Here is a 15,859-nt window from a genome sequence, read left to right on the forward strand (position 1 = left end):
CTTCACATTCAGGGGGCAGGTTACGGAAGCCTGATCTGCTGCTTTTCCAAATCTTTATTCTGCCGGTATAAAATAGCAACATGCCCGATCATACCTGCAATATGGGATTGAGTGGCTTTTGCAATCTCATTTATCAAAGAATTTTTCTGATCCTTTTCTTTGAAATCATTAAATTTCACTTTGATAAGTTCGGTTGCTTCAAGGGCCTGATCAATTTCTGCGATAAGTGTTTGTGTAATGCCTTTTTGACCGATAAACGCAGATGGGTTCAGATTGTGAGCAAGCCCCCGTAAATATTTTTTCTGTGATCCCTTTAATTCTTTCAAATTCATATCCTTAATCTGTTTGTTTTGTAAGCTGTTATCATACCATAGAAAAAAAAAGATTTATAGTTCAGGGAATGCTGATCCGAATAAATTCTTCTTCCATTTTATTTCGAAGCGTTTTGATTTCCTTCAAAACCTGATCAAAACGTTTCTTCATCTTTTGATCATAAAGTGCCAGATATTTTTTCTGGGCAGGACAAAAATACCAGGTACAGACAAAAGGACGATCAAGCCTTGAAAGAGTGCATCCATTTTCGGAAAACCAGCAGCAGGATTTTCTTTTATTCTTTTGGATTTTCTTTGAAATCTGTGATTCAGGAAATGTATTCCGGCCAAAATAAATATACAGCAGATCTTTCAAATCATACCATATGGTCGCTCTTAAACAGCATATATCCTTACACTGCACACAGGTTTGCGAGCAAACCATGTCTATGGCTTCTGATATTTTTTCAAATTTCTGCCGGATTTTGACGGCCATATCAGAGACACTCTCAAGTTTACCCCCGTATAATCCGTCAATTTTTTTTATGGAAATAAAAACCTGGCTCCATTCATCATTTGAGGACCAGGGGATAGTGGCATGACCTTTCATTTTCGAGTACATTCTCCGTTTTAACCATTGCTGCCGATAACTTACTGCCGGCAGATTGACGATCTTTTTTTCACAACACCCCTGACAACTCAAAGCTTTCAGACTGGTTAATGGTATGGATAAATCGTTTTAACAGCTCCTTGTTAAAACAATGTGACATGCCCTTATCTCTTAATTTCATGCGGACTTCCACTCTTTTTTTTGCTTCTTCTTCAATAATTTCTTTTTCTCTCAACCGCCTTAGCTTGATATCATAATCATCCCTGACAATTGCTGTTAGAGGTGTTTTTTTATTTTCAACCGCCTCTTTTTCAAATTTTTTAAGGGTATCAAGGTAGGGATTTTCCCCGATCATGATTTTTAATGCTTCAAAAGGGGTCTTGGATTCCTTATAATGCCGTTTTGAAGTCAGGGCGTCAAACACATCTACAATGTGGCAGACTTTTGCGATCAAGGGGATATTATCGCAGCCTAACCCGCTTGGATAGCCACTGCCGTCTTCATTCTCATGATGATACAAAATCGCCTGCATGGAAAATTTTGAAAGCCCCGTATCAAACAGAAGACTGGCAGAATATGCGGTATGGCACTGAATGATAATATATTCAAGATTATCGAGTTTTCCTTTTTTACTCAGTACATTTTGGGGAATTTTTATTTTCCCGATATCATGAAGAAAGCCTGCTACGGCAGCCTGCAACAGCAATTCCTTTAATTCAGGCCCCCTTTGAACACCAAACAATTCCCTGTTGGCATTGATAAAGGTTGCCATCAGCCAACCCACCTTTATGGAATGCAAGTGGGTTTCATAGTCGTGTCCGATTAAATCTGCAATTCCGTTTAATGAATTAATATCAGATATAAACTCTATGGCCTGTGAAAGAAGTCGCTGGACATTATCGATCGACTTTTTAAAATCTTTGGTAATGGTAAAATTGGTTTTAAAGCATTCTTTTACAACATCGGTTGACAAATCAATCAATGTTTCTGTCTTTTTTGCAATATCAATTTCATCATGTTTTAAAAAGTATGCCAGGTTGTTGTTCAGGTATTCATTATAAATTTTCAATTGTTTTTTATGAATATAGACTTTTTTCCAGAATCTTAATAATTCCATGAGCCTTTGTCTTGGAATAGAGTATGAATCTACAAGAAGACATCGGAATCTAAACCCTTGAGTCCCGCAGGATTGTTTTTCATAAATTGAAAAATCAATCAGATTTTCCGGATTTATGGATAAAGGGTCAATTTCATGAAATGCTGTTCCATCGTTGAAATACTCAATTTGTAAATCCAAATTTTAATTACTCCCAAAAATATCAAAATAACTGAAAGCTCTCTGGACTGCATCAAAAGCCGGAATGCCTCAAATGATAGTGGATAGCACTAACGCCTATGGCAGATTGACCTGGCACAACAAAAAATGAAAGAAATCCGATTTCAACAGGTTAGAAGTTCTTTCATATAAAAAACTTCTGAAACACCGATACAACACAGCTAATTATCGGCATTTATCTAACTATTGGCATTCCATATGTCAATAGTTATTTCCCACACAGCGTAAAGATCAAGGATACATTCATATTGACAATATTAACACCATAACTTATCGTTGACAGTTGATAAACGATATTAAAAAAACGTCTTAAAAACCCGTGGAGAACCCAATGAAAACATCAGGAGAATGCGACTGTAATGAACAACCGTTTCAGAAAAGCCTGAACATATCAAGCTTTGGGGTTCATATCATGTCCTCAATGGAGGTGGTCACGTCAGCATGTTCGAGTGAGATGTCCAACCCTGAAAAAAATCACGAAAAACCCGGGTTTAAGCTGTGTTCCTATGTGTATAAATTTATTCAAACCGATGCAGGCCCCATTCCCATCATCAAATCAAGGCTTGGAAAAAAAGACCTTTTTTCAACATTTTATGTCAGGTGCGGCATTAACCGGCATAAATACACAGTGAGTCCCGGACTTTACGGCATTGGCAACCCGGATAAACATTCCGAGGTTCTGGTAACGGCAAATTTCAAATTGACCTTTGATCACTTAAGACAGAAATTGCCCGGCATCAATGCATGGATACTGGTATTGAATACAAACGGGATAAATGTCTGGTGCGCAGCAGGAAAAGGCACCTTTTCAACCCGGGAACTTGCAAACAAAATTAAAGATGCGTCCCTTGAAAAAATAGTGGATCACAAAAGGATCATTGTCCCTCAATTAGGCGCAATCGGCGTATCGGCAAGAGACGTTAAAAAACTGTCCGGGTTCAGGGTAGTCTATGGTCCCGTCCGGGCAAACGACATCTCGGCTTTTTTAAAAAACAACAAAAAAGCGGAAAAAAAAATGAGACAGGTCACCTTTACCCTGTATGAACGGTTTATCCTGACACCTGTTGAAGTTCAAATGATCCTGAAACCGGCATTAATAACAGCACTTGTCCTGTTCATCCTTTCAGGTTTCGGACCGGGCATATTTTCTTTGTCCGGGGCGGTTGAAAGAGGTGCTTTTTGCGTTGCCGCACTTTTAACCGGAATAATTTCAGGAGCATTTATCACCCCGGTACTGCTGCCCTTTATTCCATTCCGGCATTTTGCGCTCAAAGGAATTATTACCGGAAGCCTATCCGCTCTGCTCCTTCTGATGTTCACAGCATCTGCCTTTAATGGAACAACCGGCTTGTCGGCACTGTTTTTGTTCATCGTGACTGTCAGCTCTTACCTGGCCATGAATTTTACAGGTGCCACACCGTTCACATCCCCCTCAGGAGTGGAAAAAGAGATGAAACTCTTCATCCCGGTTCAATTGGCAATCCTTGTTATTGCATCAGGGCTGTGGATTTTTTCCGCTTTTTAGGTAATCATATTAAGGATCTGACCATGAAAGAGCTAAGATATCTGGATGATGTATCAACCCTGGCACTCAATGACGAAAAATGTATCGGCTGCAGTTTGTGTACCCAGGTGTGTCCTCATGCTGTTTTTAAAATGAGAAACGACAAAGCCCATATTGTTGATTTCAATGCCTGCATGGAATGCGGTGCATGTGTTAACAATTGCCCTTCCGGGGCCATCGCAGTCAGTCCGGGTGTGGGCTGAGCCGCCTATATTATCCAGGTCTGGATAAAAGGAAAAGAAAATGCATCCTGTGGCGACGGGTGCTGCTGATATTGATAGTTTCAACACCCGTCGTGTGCATTTGATTTGTGCGTACGACCGTTATTCGGCTGAATTGATATAGTCTTCAATCCCCTTGCCAAGAGTGTCAATCATATCGCAAAAACGCTTCTCATCCGGCTCCAGAAGAGTCATCCTGAACCCTTGCAGATCCGTATTAAAAGATGAAAGAGGAACCAGGCAAATGCCGGTTGCACCCAACAGGTAATAAACAAACCGTTTATCAGGATTTATTTTCGGGTCATCAATGAGGTTTTCAATCAGGCTGCGGACCGACGGATTTGAAATAGGCAGCGATTGCCTGCCATTCACTTTTCCGTCCTTAAACACGATGCTCATATAAAAAGCACCGTCAGTTCTGTTGACTAAAATACCGGGAATCTTCTTTAATCTTTTGTAGGCAATTCCGGAAAATCTCTCATAGCGCAACCGTCTTTCTCCCAAGTGAGCCTGAAACTTTGGGTGCTGAACAATGTGGGGAAAAGCTTTCTGGGGCAAGGTGGTTGAGCAGACCTCCACCATTTTTGCACCGACTATGGTTTGAATATAGGTGCTGAACTCAGGTTTGTTACGGGCATTATACACTTCGATCCAGCCGCATCTGGAACCCGGCCAGGGCAGTTCCTTTGAAATTCCCTTCATGGAGATAGCCGGAACATCACCGATAACGGCAGCCAGGGGCTTGGACTTTTTACCATTATAAATAAGGTTCTGATAAATTTCATCAGCAATAATAAAAAGGTTGAACTCTTCAGCAATGGCTACAATAGCTTTGAGTATGCTCTCCGGAAAAACCGTTCCTGTGGGATTGTCCGGGTTGATCAGAAGGATTCCTGCTACGGCAGGATTATACTTGACCCTGCGCCTGAGTTCATCAATATCCGGGAACCAGTTGTTGTTGGGGTCAAGAGGATAACACACCGGGGGGAGACCGGCGTGGGCAGCTTCAGATGAAGAGTGGGTAGTGTAGGTGGGTGACGGGGTGATCACCCGGGCTGTCCGGCGCAAAAAACCATAAACTTTGGTTATGGCATCTCCCAGGCCGTTGAAAAAGATAATGTCATCCGGGGTGATTCGGCAATGGCCGTTGCTGTTGTTCATGTCAACCAGAAATTGCCGGGTTTCAAGCAGGCCCTGGGATGGACAATAACCGTAGCATTCGTCCTCCATGACAAGTTTGGAAACAATCTGCTTCATCCATATCGGGACCTTTTCTCCTTTTGCCACTGGATCTCCGATATTTTCCAGATAGACCTCTACTCCCATCTCCTTGAGCTTGTCAGCCACCCGGATGATATTTCTGATCTCGTAGGTTAACTCTTGTGCGCCGATATGTACAATTCTTGTTCTCATTGGAGAAGATCCTTTGTTCAGGTGTTAAAATAAAAAAAGGGCTGCAACAGGCTGCAACCCTTTAAATAAAAAAAAGGCTGCAATTGCTTGCCCGCAGCCCTGGAAATTTTTATAAGGAAATCAAATCATTAAATCCCCTCCAGAACCGCAGGCCACTCGGCCACCGCCGCTGCCGCCGCCGCACAATACGCGATAAAGATGCTGGAGTTCAAATCGTTGATCATAGTTATCCTCTTATTTTTTAAAGTATGTACCATACCATACTCATCAAAGGATGTCATGGAAAATTTATGTTTAAAAAATATTAAACTAAACTTTATTTTTAAACTTTACAATCCAAACATCCTGAATTACATAACTGAGTAATTTCCACACTATAAAAGATTAAAAATGACTGAAAAATTAAAAATCCTGTTTCTTTGTACCGGCAATTCATGTCGAAGCCAAATGGCAGAAGGATGGGCAAGACATCTTAAAGCAAGCCTTATTGATGTTTGTTCGGCCGGGATTGAAACCCATGGGTTGAACCCACATGCCGTAACCGTAATGGCCGAAGCCGGGGTCGACATTTCTCACCACCGATCCAGGCATCTGGATGAATTCAAACATTCACACTTTGACTATGTGATCACGGTGTGTGGGCATGCCCATGAAACTTGCCCCTGGTTCCCCGGCGGCAGCCAAGTCATTCATACTGGGTTTGATGATCCTCCAAAAATGGCGAAGAAATATGAAGACCCCGAAAAAAAACTTGACTGCTATAGAAAAGTAAGGGATGAAATCAAGGCTTACATTCTTACGCTGCCTGACAGTTTGATAAATTCTTGTATGTGATCATTTTCAATTGACACTTTGTCTCATTGATTCCGATCCTTTTTTTAATATCAATTCAATTTTTGACGGGCTGATATTAACGACATTAACCCTGTCATTGGGCAGAATTAAATCTCCTTGGGTAATGTTGTAAATAAATGTCCCGGGGCTTAATGAAAGCAGATCGATAGACGGGATGACATTGTTTTCGTTCAACATGCTGACATCTTTCCTGAGACCGCGACAGGTAATTGATATATTATTATCAACCGGCCTCAAAACCATAAGTCCTGCAGGAATATTTTTAAAGGTCAAGGGCAAATTTATTTTTTTTTCAAAATTCTGTTGCCCGGCAAACACCAGCCACAAAATAAAAACCAGGGCAAAAACAGCAAGCTTAACCGGATACCGCCGGGTAAGCCATAATTTTATTTCATCGTTAATATCCGTATCCGGCTCCTTGGACCCAATAACCGCATTCTCCAGAAGTGTAAACAATTCTTCCTTATCTTTTACCTTTTTAATTTCCTTATCAACCGCAAATGAGACTTCCCCTCTTTCCTCTGAAATAACCATTACCCAGGCATCACATTGTTCTGCCAGGGCTAAAGCCGCCCTGTGTCTTGTTCCCCATTCCTGGGGCAGATCTTCGCGTTTAGACAAAGGCAGATAACACGATGTTTTTAAAATCCTCCCGTTGGAAATAAGACTTGCCCCGTCATGCAAGGGAGATTCCTTGTAAAAAATGGAATTCAATATTTCAGGCTGGGGATCACATTCCATGGCAATTCCCTTTGTGATCAAATCAAAGACCAGGTCCGTTCTTTCAAAAATAATGATGGCTCCGATCCTTTTTTTTGCTGCATCAAATGCCCATTCCGCAAACCCTGGCCCCCAGACATCCACGGTTGAACTTTTTTTAAATCCCATGGTTTTCAAAGGATTAAACCGCTCAAGCATCAGCCGGATTTCTTTTTGAAACAAAATAATCAAGAGAATGACAAAAACCTGCCATAATACCTGGAGAACCCAGGTGGTCAGAAAAAGCCCGAATGATTTAGCCAGAACAAAAATCCCGCTTAAAACGACAATCCCAATCAGGGCTTTAAACGCTTTGGTTCCCCAAAACCATACATAGAGCTGATACACAACGATAGAAATAAAAAAAATATCAAAAATATCCGGCAACCCAATGTTTGACAAGATGGACAGCAAATTCATGAGGCATTCTTCTCCAGTTTAATTTGCCGGATACTATGACATACTTCAATTTAATTTAAAAGTTTTTGATCACCTGATAATAGAATAAAAACTGCCATAGGATTTGTATCATTTCTTATCATCATATGATATTTTGTTGGGTGATGAGTGATGGTGATATTTAATTGATAAAAACAGGGTTATAAAATGATATACGGCTGGACCGGAAACATACTTCATATTGACCTGACAAAAAAAAGCATTGAAGTTGAGACACCCGTTCTTGAAACTTATAACCGCCATGTAGGCGGCAAAGGATTGGGCGGCAAATACCTGCGAGATTGCGCAACCCTGCCTTGGGATCATCCCGACACGGCAATCTGCATATTTTCAGGCCCCCTGACAGGAACCATCGCCCCCACATCAGGACGGGGGCATATCATTTCAAAATCACCGCTCACAGGACTTGTGGGAGATTCATCCGTTGGCGGAAAACTGGCTACCCGGCTCAAGCAGGCGGGCTGGGACGGCATTGTCATCAAAGGAACAAGCCAGGCCCCGGTTGGAATTGAAATTAAAAATTGCAGCATTGAATTTAAAGATGCTACAGGATTATGGGGCGTTGATACCTCCATCCTTCACAACAGGATCATGCCGAAAAAGGCTTCACTTGCCTGCATAGGACCTGCGGCTGAAAATGGTGTGCAATATGCCTCCATAATGGTGGATCGCCATTTTGCCGCAGGCAGGAGCGGACTTGGACTTTGTTTTGCACAAAAAAAAATCAAATACATCCTTGTGAACGGCACAGGCCATTGCAAGGTAAAAGATACTAAACAATTAAAACAGGCAAGGGAAGACATCCTGAGGCTCACAGCCGCCTCCCCTGCCCTTATGGGTCAGTTCGGTTTCACCTGCCTGGGTACGGGGGCCGTATATGATCTTATGGACAACCGCAGGATGATGCCGACGGATAATTTTTGCCGCACCCGTTTTGAGCCTGCGTCCCAGCTTAATGCAGCCATGTACGCAAAAACCTATGCCCCCCAAAAAACAGGGTGCCTGGGCTGCCATATTCTTTGTAAAAAAACAGGTACAAAAATCGTAACAAAGCCAGGCACAAAAAACGGGCAACAGCTCAGCATGCCGGAGTTTGAAACCATGTCCCATTTTACGGCACTGATCGGCTGCCGGGATATCGATCTTGTCGTAAATGCAAACAAACGTTGCAATGACTATGGAATGGATACCATATCAACGGCGTCAACCCTGGCCTGCAGGCGTGAAATAACCGGCCTTGATTATACGCCGGCAACCCTGTTGTCTCTTTTGGATGATATTGCCTTTGGCAGAGGAGAAGGAAAATACCTGGCCATGGGTGCAAAAAAATATGCAAAACATATGGGATCACCCCAAACCGCCATGACTGTCAAGGGAATGGAACTTCCGGCCTATGATCCCAGGGGTGCTTACGGCATGGCATTGGGATATGCCCTGTCCACCAGGGGCGGATGCCATTTGAGGGCCTATCCCATCAGTCATGAAATTTTCAGAAAACCCGTGGCCACGGATCGCTTCAGCTTCAGCGGCAAAGCCAGGATCATAAAAATTGCCGAAGACCTTAATGCCGTGGTGGACTCGCTTACCGCCTGCAAATTCACTTTTTTTGCAGCTGGACTGGAAGAATACGCAACTGCCTATGAAGCTGTTACAGGAATTGAAACAACTGCCCATGATCTTCTGAAAAAAGGGGAATGCATCTATTATAACGAAAGGATCATCAATTCTTTGAACGGATTTGACGCCGGAGAAGATGACCTTCCTGATCGATTTTTCACACAACATGGATCAAGCTCAAACAATATGCCTATCCCTCCCATCAGCAAGGATGCGTTTCTGGAAGCCAGAAAAAAATATTATGATATTCGAGGGCTTACCCCAGACGGCCTTCCAACACAAGAAAAAGCACAAACACTTGGACTTTTATGGAAAACCTTGTAAATACATATGCAGCCAAACTTGTCAAAGCAAAGCTGGGTAGTGACGCAGGCCCTTGCATGCCCTTGATAGGCGGGTTGGATGACAAGCTGGTCTGGAACCGCAAAGCAGATGAGACAAAGGTTCTGGAAAATATTTTCAAAGAACTCAATATCAATTCCCTGGTATTTTTAAGACCAGCCAAACCCTACGGCAGCCTCCTGGGATTTCTGGCAAAAAACGCTCTTAACTCCAATGGATTGATCCAACCCAAAGATTGTGAAACAAGAACCTTTCTCCATGATCTGCCCGTGATCAAAGACTTTTGTGCAGACCAAATCATCCGGGTTTTGAAAAAAAGAAAAACCGCTATCATTGCACCACAATCCCCCAATGACGATTTCAAAGGCCCTGCCATTGTAGCCCACGGCACGGTCAGCCCTGAACAGGGCTTTGTTACGGTCAGTTCCGTTTGTTTTGCAAGCTTTGTTAAATTTTATACAGATTACTTGGAAGCGCTTCAAACAGGAAAAGCCACAAACGATGCCCACGATCTGTTTGACGCTGTATTACCTTATATAAAGCAGGAACAACAGCCTTTGCCCGATTTTATTCGCGCTCCGTTCCCGGATGAAGAAACCGTTTATTCCGCCATTATCGAAGCAGGCAAAAAAACCGTTGAATACGGACTTGTGGATTCTTATTTCGGCAATGTTTCCTATTGCTGCCACAAGACCCTTTACATCAGTCAGACCGGAAGTTCCCTGGATACACTTTCCGGGTGCATTGACCCTGTCCCCCTGGACGGTTCCACCAGCGCCGGACTCACCGCCTCAAGCGAACTGTCCGCCCATCTGGAGATCATTTTTCGTACCAAATGCCGGGCCATTCTACACGGCCACCCCAGATTTTGTGTCATTTTATCCATGGATTGCGACCCTGCTGAAAAAGCCGCCTGTTGTTTTTCAAACCAATGCCACATCAAATGCCCGAAAAAAAGATATGTCGGCACCACCCCCATTGTACCCGGAGAAGTCGGCACCGGCCCCACCGGCCTTTGCAACACACTGCCCCCGGCCCTTGAACAGTCAAACAGTGCCATTGTCTATGGCCATGGATTGTTTACCACAGGAAAAGAAAATTTTTCCGATGCCTTTGCCACTCTGATGGAAGTTGAAAATCGCTGTTATAAACTGTATTTTGAAAAAATTTTCCAGTTAAGGCCGGAATGTAAAGCCCGCTTTAAAAATCATCATCCAAAGCAATAAACTTCTTTGGCAACACTTTTCCGGGTGAACTTTTCAAAGTTCTGGATTTTCGATCATTTTTCAGCAATCCGGCAAGCCTTTGATGATTTGTCTGAAAATCGACCTGTGTTCCATCATCTCCATAATCGGGGCGGATCTCCCGGACAATGCCCTTTTTCTTTTTGCCTGACCTTCCCACGATAGCTATCAGATTACCGATATGAGCCTTCATCCGAAAGGTCTGAGAGTTCATCTGCTTTGCTGTGCCGGCGGACTCTTCAGAAGTTGCCGCATTTTGTTGAACCACTTTATCCATCTCCTGCACCGCCATATTCAGCTGCTCAATCCCTTCAGCCTGATCACTTGATGCGGATGCGATTTCAGTCACCAGTTCGGCCACTTTGCCGGATATATCCATATTTTCCTTGAAGGCATCCTGTGTAAGAATTGTGATATCATTACCTTTTTTTGCGGTCAAAATAGTATTTTCGATTAAGCCGGCTGTATCCCTGGCCGCTTCTGCCGAACGCATGGCAAGATTTCTTACTTCATCAGCAACAACTGCAAAGCCGGCACCCGCCTCTCCTGCCCGGGCTGCCTCAACCGCAGCATTCAAAGCCAGCAAATTGGTCTGAAATGCAATTTCATCAATGGTCTTGATGATCTTACCGGTCTCTTCACTTGATTTGTTGACATCGCCAATCGCACGGGTCATATCCATCATATGCCCATCGACTTTCTTTACTATGTCCTGAACATCGGCCATCATGGTTTTTGCTTGGCTTGCATTGGCAGCATTGAGTTGTGTCATGGATGACAACTCCTCCAGGGATGCTGAGGTTTCCTCGATGGATGATGCCTGTTTTGAAGCACCTTCTGCCAAAACCTGACTGGCATTGGATACTTGTTTAGCACCTTCAGAAACCTGTTCCGACCCTTGAGTAACACCGTCGATTACAATTCGAATTTTATTGACGGTAGATTTTATCGTCAAAATTGCCGCGATGATTCCAATCATAAGAGCAGCAAGGATGCACCCGAATATCAGCAGAGTCGATGTCCTGATCTGATCCTCCAGTTTCTGATTACTCAATCCGGCCAATTCTCCAATAATTTTATTTATTTGGTCTTTGTGATCATTCATTTTCATCTTCAATTCTTCTTGTAGAAGATTGCGGGAATGATAATCAATGGAAACCTTTTCCAAGGAATCGTACAAAACATGGAGTTGTTCACCGACAGGCCTGATACTATCGCTTAATTCGATCTTGGCGCACCATTCATCAAGGACTGATTTGTAGTCATATAATCCGGTTTCATAAGTCTTCCAATTAACTTTTGATGCCTGGAAAACATAACTGTTGAAATGACTTATGGCAATACGACTGTTCACAACTAACGGCTCAGTCCACATGATGCCTTTTTGAATCTGGACATTTGAATCATCAAATTTTTTTAATATTAATGTTGCAAGCCTGCCTTTTTCTTGCTCAATACCGACATATTGATTTAAAGCTGCTCTGTAATCCTTGAGGGGTGCATTCAGCTCTTGGATACCTTTTTTTTCTTTTTCCTCAATCATGCTTGTGCCAAGGAGTTCTGCGACTTTATTTGCTCCCGAATCAAGAAGGCCAAAGGCTTTTTCAACAGACGAATTTTGAACCTCTTTATCGCCACTGTAAACAGACAAGAAGTATTGATCCGTAGCCGCTTTAACAGAGAAGGTAATTTCCTGTACCCCAATCATTTCCTGATAAAAACACATAACTTTTGATACGGACGATAAACCCAAATAACCGCTTGATCCAACAATAAGCATCAAGAACAGCATCAATCCGATTACAGCAGCGATCTTTTTCCCCAATGTCAATTGCATTTTCATGTCACAAATCTCCTCAGTTATTGAAGTTTTCATAAAGTACTAAAAGATCTCAGGCAAAGCTTTAATTGGTTAGCATGCTCCTATAAGACAATGCAATTGTTTTCTATAAAATTTAACAATCAAAACATCTATTCGTACGATAATCATAATTATGACCGAGACGAATTCAATCGTGCGATATTAAAAAAAACAAAGCCTTTTTTTATGGTTCCATCAATGCCTTGACAGATTAAAAATTTAACGATAAACTTCAGATATTATTTGAAGTTCTTCTCCAGTTGTCTTTTCCAACTAACTATTGTGATTTTTTTAAACTCGTGACTCTTTTTTCAATGCATTCATACCCATCTATTTTGTTTGATTTGTATTAAATCAATTTAATCGGTTAAAAATTAAATCATATTATCTGCATTACAACTTCAAGGAGGAACCCATGAAAGCAAAAGCATTCGCAAAGATTCTAATTTTAATCATTTTTTCATTGAGTTTGTGGGCGTGCAGCACCGAACCCGTTATTGATATCGCTGCCGTAACCGCCCAGCCCAAAGACTTTGTTGGTTCCGACACCTGCAAAATGTGTCACCTGGAGCATTACGATTCATGGAAAATGACCATGCACAGCCGCATGCTCCAGGACGCAAAAGCTAACGAAGATGCCATTATCGTTCCCATTAATGAAGAGACCATCCGTGCTGATCTGGCAAAGCTGAGCGAAAAATTAAAGGTCCCGTCCGACAAAATCTATGTGCCCCAAAAAGAAGAGATCCTTTACACCATAGGAAGCCAGTGGAAACAACGCTACCTGGTTAAAAAGGACGATATGCTTTATATCTCTCCCATTCAGTACAATGCAGATACCCACCGGTGGGTCAATTACCATGAGCAGGACTGGGACAAGAGGCCCTGGTTGTTAAAATGCGGCGGATGTCACGCAACCGGTGCAGATCTTGAAAAAAACACTTTCAAAGAACCGGGTGTTGCCTGCGAAGCCTGCCACGGCAAAGGATCATGGCATTCAGCGCTCCCTAAAACAGCAGTATTTGAAAAACGAAACACCATCATAAATCCGGCAAAGCTGACCATGGGGGTGGCCGCACAAATCTGCGGCTCCTGCCATAACCGGGGCCACGCCACCATGAAAAAAGGCAGCGGATGGCCTGTGGGTTACGAACCGGGAAAGGCCCTTGAAGCATATTATAAATCCACATCCTTTGAAGCAGGTGATGTAAAACATGTATATGCCAATGAATTTTCCAAAGGACATCACCAGCAATTTATTGACTGGCAGCAGTCAAAGCATGCAAAAGAAGGGGTCACCTGTACCTCCTGTCATTATGTTCACCAGATCGGAATGCCCCAGACCCGGTCGCAAACCTCAAAATCCGGTTCCATGCAATGTTTTCAATGTCATCTCCAGGTAAATACCAACCTGGCCCATTCCATTCATTCATTTGCCAACTGTATTGGATGCCACATGCCCAGAATTGCCAAGAGTGCTGAATCAGGGGATATTCGCAGTCATGTTTTTGTAACCCTGCTGCCTGAAGACACCCTGAAAAACCCAAAGATTCCCAACTCTTGCCAGACCTGCCACAAGCATAAAAATGATGATTTAGAAGAACTTCAGTCTAACTGGAAAAAACTGGCAATTATTCCGAAACCGGTGGGCAAGCCCATAGAACCTGTTGAATATAAGTATACCAGATAAACAAAAGGGTCTGACATGAAGCTTACAACTATAATTTTCAACGCCCTCACAGTACTTGGCATTCTCATGATAACCGGTGTTTTCATTGGTCACGCATGGGCACAAGAAGAAACAACCACTTTTATTCGGCGGTATAAACAATACGAAATGAGTTCGGGATATTATGAACGATACGAAGTGAAACCGCTACACGAGAAGGCTTTTGTTGAAATACCGGGCGTTCGAACCGGGCTGTTTCCATACAGCCCTTCAGGCGCATCTGTCAGGATCAATACACGGCTGGCCAATTCCCACCAGGGAATCAGGTTTTATGATAACCGGCGGTGCGAAGAGTGCCATATGGAGCAGACCCTTGATCTGCACACGGTCAGGGCAAACCTAACCTGCCGCCAATGCCACGGCAAGGAACCCATTGCAAGCAATAAACACTATTTTTCACCCATGAATCCCATCCGGCGGCATGCATATGTCTGTTCAAAATGCCATGAAGGTGCCAGCGCCTCTTATGCAGCGTATGTAATCCATGAACCCAATCCCGCTTCCGCCGCTGCGCAAAAGTCCTTTCCCGTGTTGTTTTATGCGTTCTGGATCATGATTGCCATTGCAGTGGGGACGTTTGCCATATTCCTTCCCCATACGGTTTTATGGGGAATTCGTGAACTGTTTTCCAAAAAGGAGGAACCTGCAAATGGCCCCCGTAAAAAACAGGATTAAACGATTTACCCCGGTTCAACGATTTTTTCATGTTCTGCTCATGCTTTGTTTCCTGATCATGGGAGCAACAGGCCTGTCCCGCATGTACATGAATACTCTCTGGGGGAAATGGATGGGAACCTTCTTTGGCGGTTATGAGTCGTGTCTTGTGATCCACAAGGTTGTGGGAATAGTCATGATCATCGGATTTATACTCCATTTTTTATACCTGATGATAAAAATCGACTGGTCAAATTTCCCCAAAAGCCTCATGGGACCGGACTCCCTTGTGCCGGGAGGAAAAGATGTTCGTGATTTTTTCCAGCATATCGGATGGTTGATGGGGTTAAAAAAACTTCCTGAATTTGACCGCTGGGGATATTGGGAGAAATTCGATTACTGGGCTGTTTTCTGGGGCATGGTCATTATCGGTGTTACGGGATTGATGATGACCTTTTCGCTTTTTTCAACGCAATACATGCCGGGCTGGGTATTGAATGTTGCGTTCTGGGTACACAGGATCGAGGCGATGCTGGCCATGGCCCATGTATTTATCATTCATTTTTTCATTGCCCATCTCCGCCGCCATAATTTTCCAATGGACCGCTCCATGTTTGAAGGCAGCGCCGATTTAAGAACGATAAAAAATGAAAAACCCGCATGGATAGACCGCCTGAAACGCAGCAAAAAACTTGAAAAAAAACTGGTGACACAAGCATCAAACGGACGAATTGCCGTTTTTTATTGTTTCGGGTATGCCATGGTGGCTGCAGGACTTTTTCTTCTGATCGGGGCGTTGATTAATATTAATCTTGTCATTTGGTAGACAACAGCTAACAATATCATCAATCATAAAACTACCGTATGACACTTAAAAAAACAGA

At 43.0% G+C, this 15,859-nt stretch carries 14 protein-coding genes; 8 read left to right on the forward strand and 6 right to left on the reverse strand.

Features of this window, described 5'->3' with window-relative positions; all coding sequences use genetic code 11:
• Positions 1-20: 20 nt before the first annotated feature.
• The 3 genes from yhbY to BLT94_RS08485 form a co-directional block, all read right to left on the reverse strand.
• The gene (yhbY, locus tag BLT94_RS08475) at positions 21-332 is read right to left on the reverse strand and encodes a ribosome assembly RNA-binding protein YhbY (RefSeq protein ID WP_322787272.1); all 312 of its coding nucleotides are present in this window, start codon (positions 330-332) and stop codon (positions 21-23) included.
• A gap of 61 nt (positions 333-393) precedes the next feature.
• Positions 394-921 carry a hypothetical protein gene (locus BLT94_RS08480; RefSeq protein WP_092232712.1) on the reverse strand — a complete coding sequence of 176 codons (528 nt, stop codon included), beginning with the start codon at positions 919-921 and terminating at the stop codon, positions 394-396.
• A 70-nt stretch (positions 922-991) separates the two neighbouring features.
• Positions 992-2,218 carry an HD-GYP domain-containing protein gene (locus BLT94_RS08485; protein ID WP_092232715.1) on the reverse strand — a complete coding sequence of 409 codons (1,227 nt, stop codon included), beginning with the start codon at positions 2,216-2,218 and terminating at the stop codon, positions 992-994.
• Positions 2,219-2,588: 370 nt separating this feature from the next.
• Here BLT94_RS08485 and hgcA point away from each other — a divergent pair, with 370 nt between their 5' ends.
• A complete protein-coding gene (gene hgcA / locus BLT94_RS08490) occupies positions 2,589-3,782 on the forward strand; it encodes a mercury methylation corrinoid protein HgcA (protein WP_092232717.1) in 1,194 nt (397 codons plus the stop codon).
• Between the two features lie 23 nt (positions 3,783-3,805).
• A complete protein-coding gene (gene hgcB, locus BLT94_RS08495; protein WP_281243366.1) occupies positions 3,806-4,093 on the forward strand; it encodes a mercury methylation ferredoxin HgcB in 288 nt (95 codons plus the stop codon).
• Between the two features lie 51 nt (positions 4,094-4,144).
• Here hgcB and BLT94_RS08500 read toward each other — a convergent pair whose 3' ends face one another.
• Positions 4,145-5,455, reverse strand: coding sequence for a pyridoxal phosphate-dependent aminotransferase (locus tag BLT94_RS08500; RefSeq protein ID WP_092232722.1), 1,311 nt, complete (start codon positions 5,453-5,455; stop codon positions 4,145-4,147).
• Positions 5,456-5,845: 390 nt separating this feature from the next.
• Between BLT94_RS08500 and BLT94_RS08505 the strand changes: the two genes are divergently transcribed.
• On the forward strand, positions 5,846-6,289 hold the full coding sequence (locus tag BLT94_RS08505; protein ID WP_092232725.1) for an arsenate reductase ArsC: 444 nt from the start codon (positions 5,846-5,848) through the stop codon (positions 6,287-6,289).
• Positions 6,290-6,295: 6 nt separating this feature from the next.
• On the opposite strand, the gene BLT94_RS08510 is transcribed toward BLT94_RS08505, so the two are convergent.
• Entirely contained in the window at positions 6,296-7,489 is a 1,194-nt protein-coding gene (locus BLT94_RS08510) for a diadenylate cyclase (protein ID WP_092232728.1), read from the reverse strand.
• A 186-nt stretch (positions 7,490-7,675) separates the two neighbouring features.
• On the opposite strand from BLT94_RS08510, the gene BLT94_RS08515 reads away from it, so the two are divergent.
• Both BLT94_RS08515 and BLT94_RS08520 read left to right on the forward strand, forming a co-directional pair.
• Entirely contained in the window at positions 7,676-9,469 is a 1,794-nt protein-coding gene (locus BLT94_RS08515) for an aldehyde ferredoxin oxidoreductase family protein (RefSeq protein WP_092232731.1), read from the forward strand.
• Positions 9,454-10,713: a class II aldolase/adducin family protein gene (locus tag BLT94_RS08520; RefSeq protein WP_092232733.1), complete on the forward strand. Its 1,260-nt coding sequence runs from the start codon at positions 9,454-9,456 to the stop codon at positions 10,711-10,713. Before BLT94_RS08515 ends, BLT94_RS08520 begins: the two co-directional genes overlap by 16 nt.
• On the opposite strand, the gene BLT94_RS08525 is transcribed toward BLT94_RS08520, so the two are convergent.
• Positions 10,688-12,574 (reverse strand): methyl-accepting chemotaxis protein, encoded by a 1,887-nt coding sequence (locus BLT94_RS08525; RefSeq protein ID WP_175530306.1) that lies wholly within the window; start codon positions 12,572-12,574, stop codon positions 10,688-10,690. The genes BLT94_RS08520 and BLT94_RS08525 overlap by 26 nt on opposite strands.
• Positions 12,575-13,007: 433 nt before the next feature.
• On the opposite strand from BLT94_RS08525, the gene BLT94_RS08530 reads away from it, so the two are divergent.
• The 3 genes from BLT94_RS08530 to BLT94_RS08540 are packed head-to-tail and all read left to right on the forward strand — an operon-like array spanning position 13,008 to position 15,801.
• Complete coding sequence (locus BLT94_RS08530; protein WP_092232739.1) at positions 13,008-14,282, forward strand: multiheme c-type cytochrome; 1,275 nt, start codon at positions 13,008-13,010, stop codon at positions 14,280-14,282.
• Between the two features lie 15 nt (positions 14,283-14,297).
• Positions 14,298-14,996: a cytochrome c3 family protein gene (locus tag BLT94_RS08535; protein ID WP_092232742.1), complete on the forward strand. Its 699-nt coding sequence runs from the start codon at positions 14,298-14,300 to the stop codon at positions 14,994-14,996.
• Positions 14,971-15,801: a formate dehydrogenase subunit gamma gene (locus BLT94_RS08540; protein ID WP_092232744.1), complete on the forward strand. Its 831-nt coding sequence runs from the start codon at positions 14,971-14,973 to the stop codon at positions 15,799-15,801. The genes BLT94_RS08535 and BLT94_RS08540 overlap by 26 nt, the downstream gene beginning before the upstream one ends.
• Positions 15,802-15,859 lie beyond the last annotated feature (58 nt).

It is taken from the genome of Desulfobacula phenolica (assembly GCF_900105645.1).
Taxonomy (GTDB): Bacteria; Desulfobacterota; Desulfobacteria; order Desulfobacterales; family Desulfobacteraceae; genus Desulfobacula; species Desulfobacula toluolica.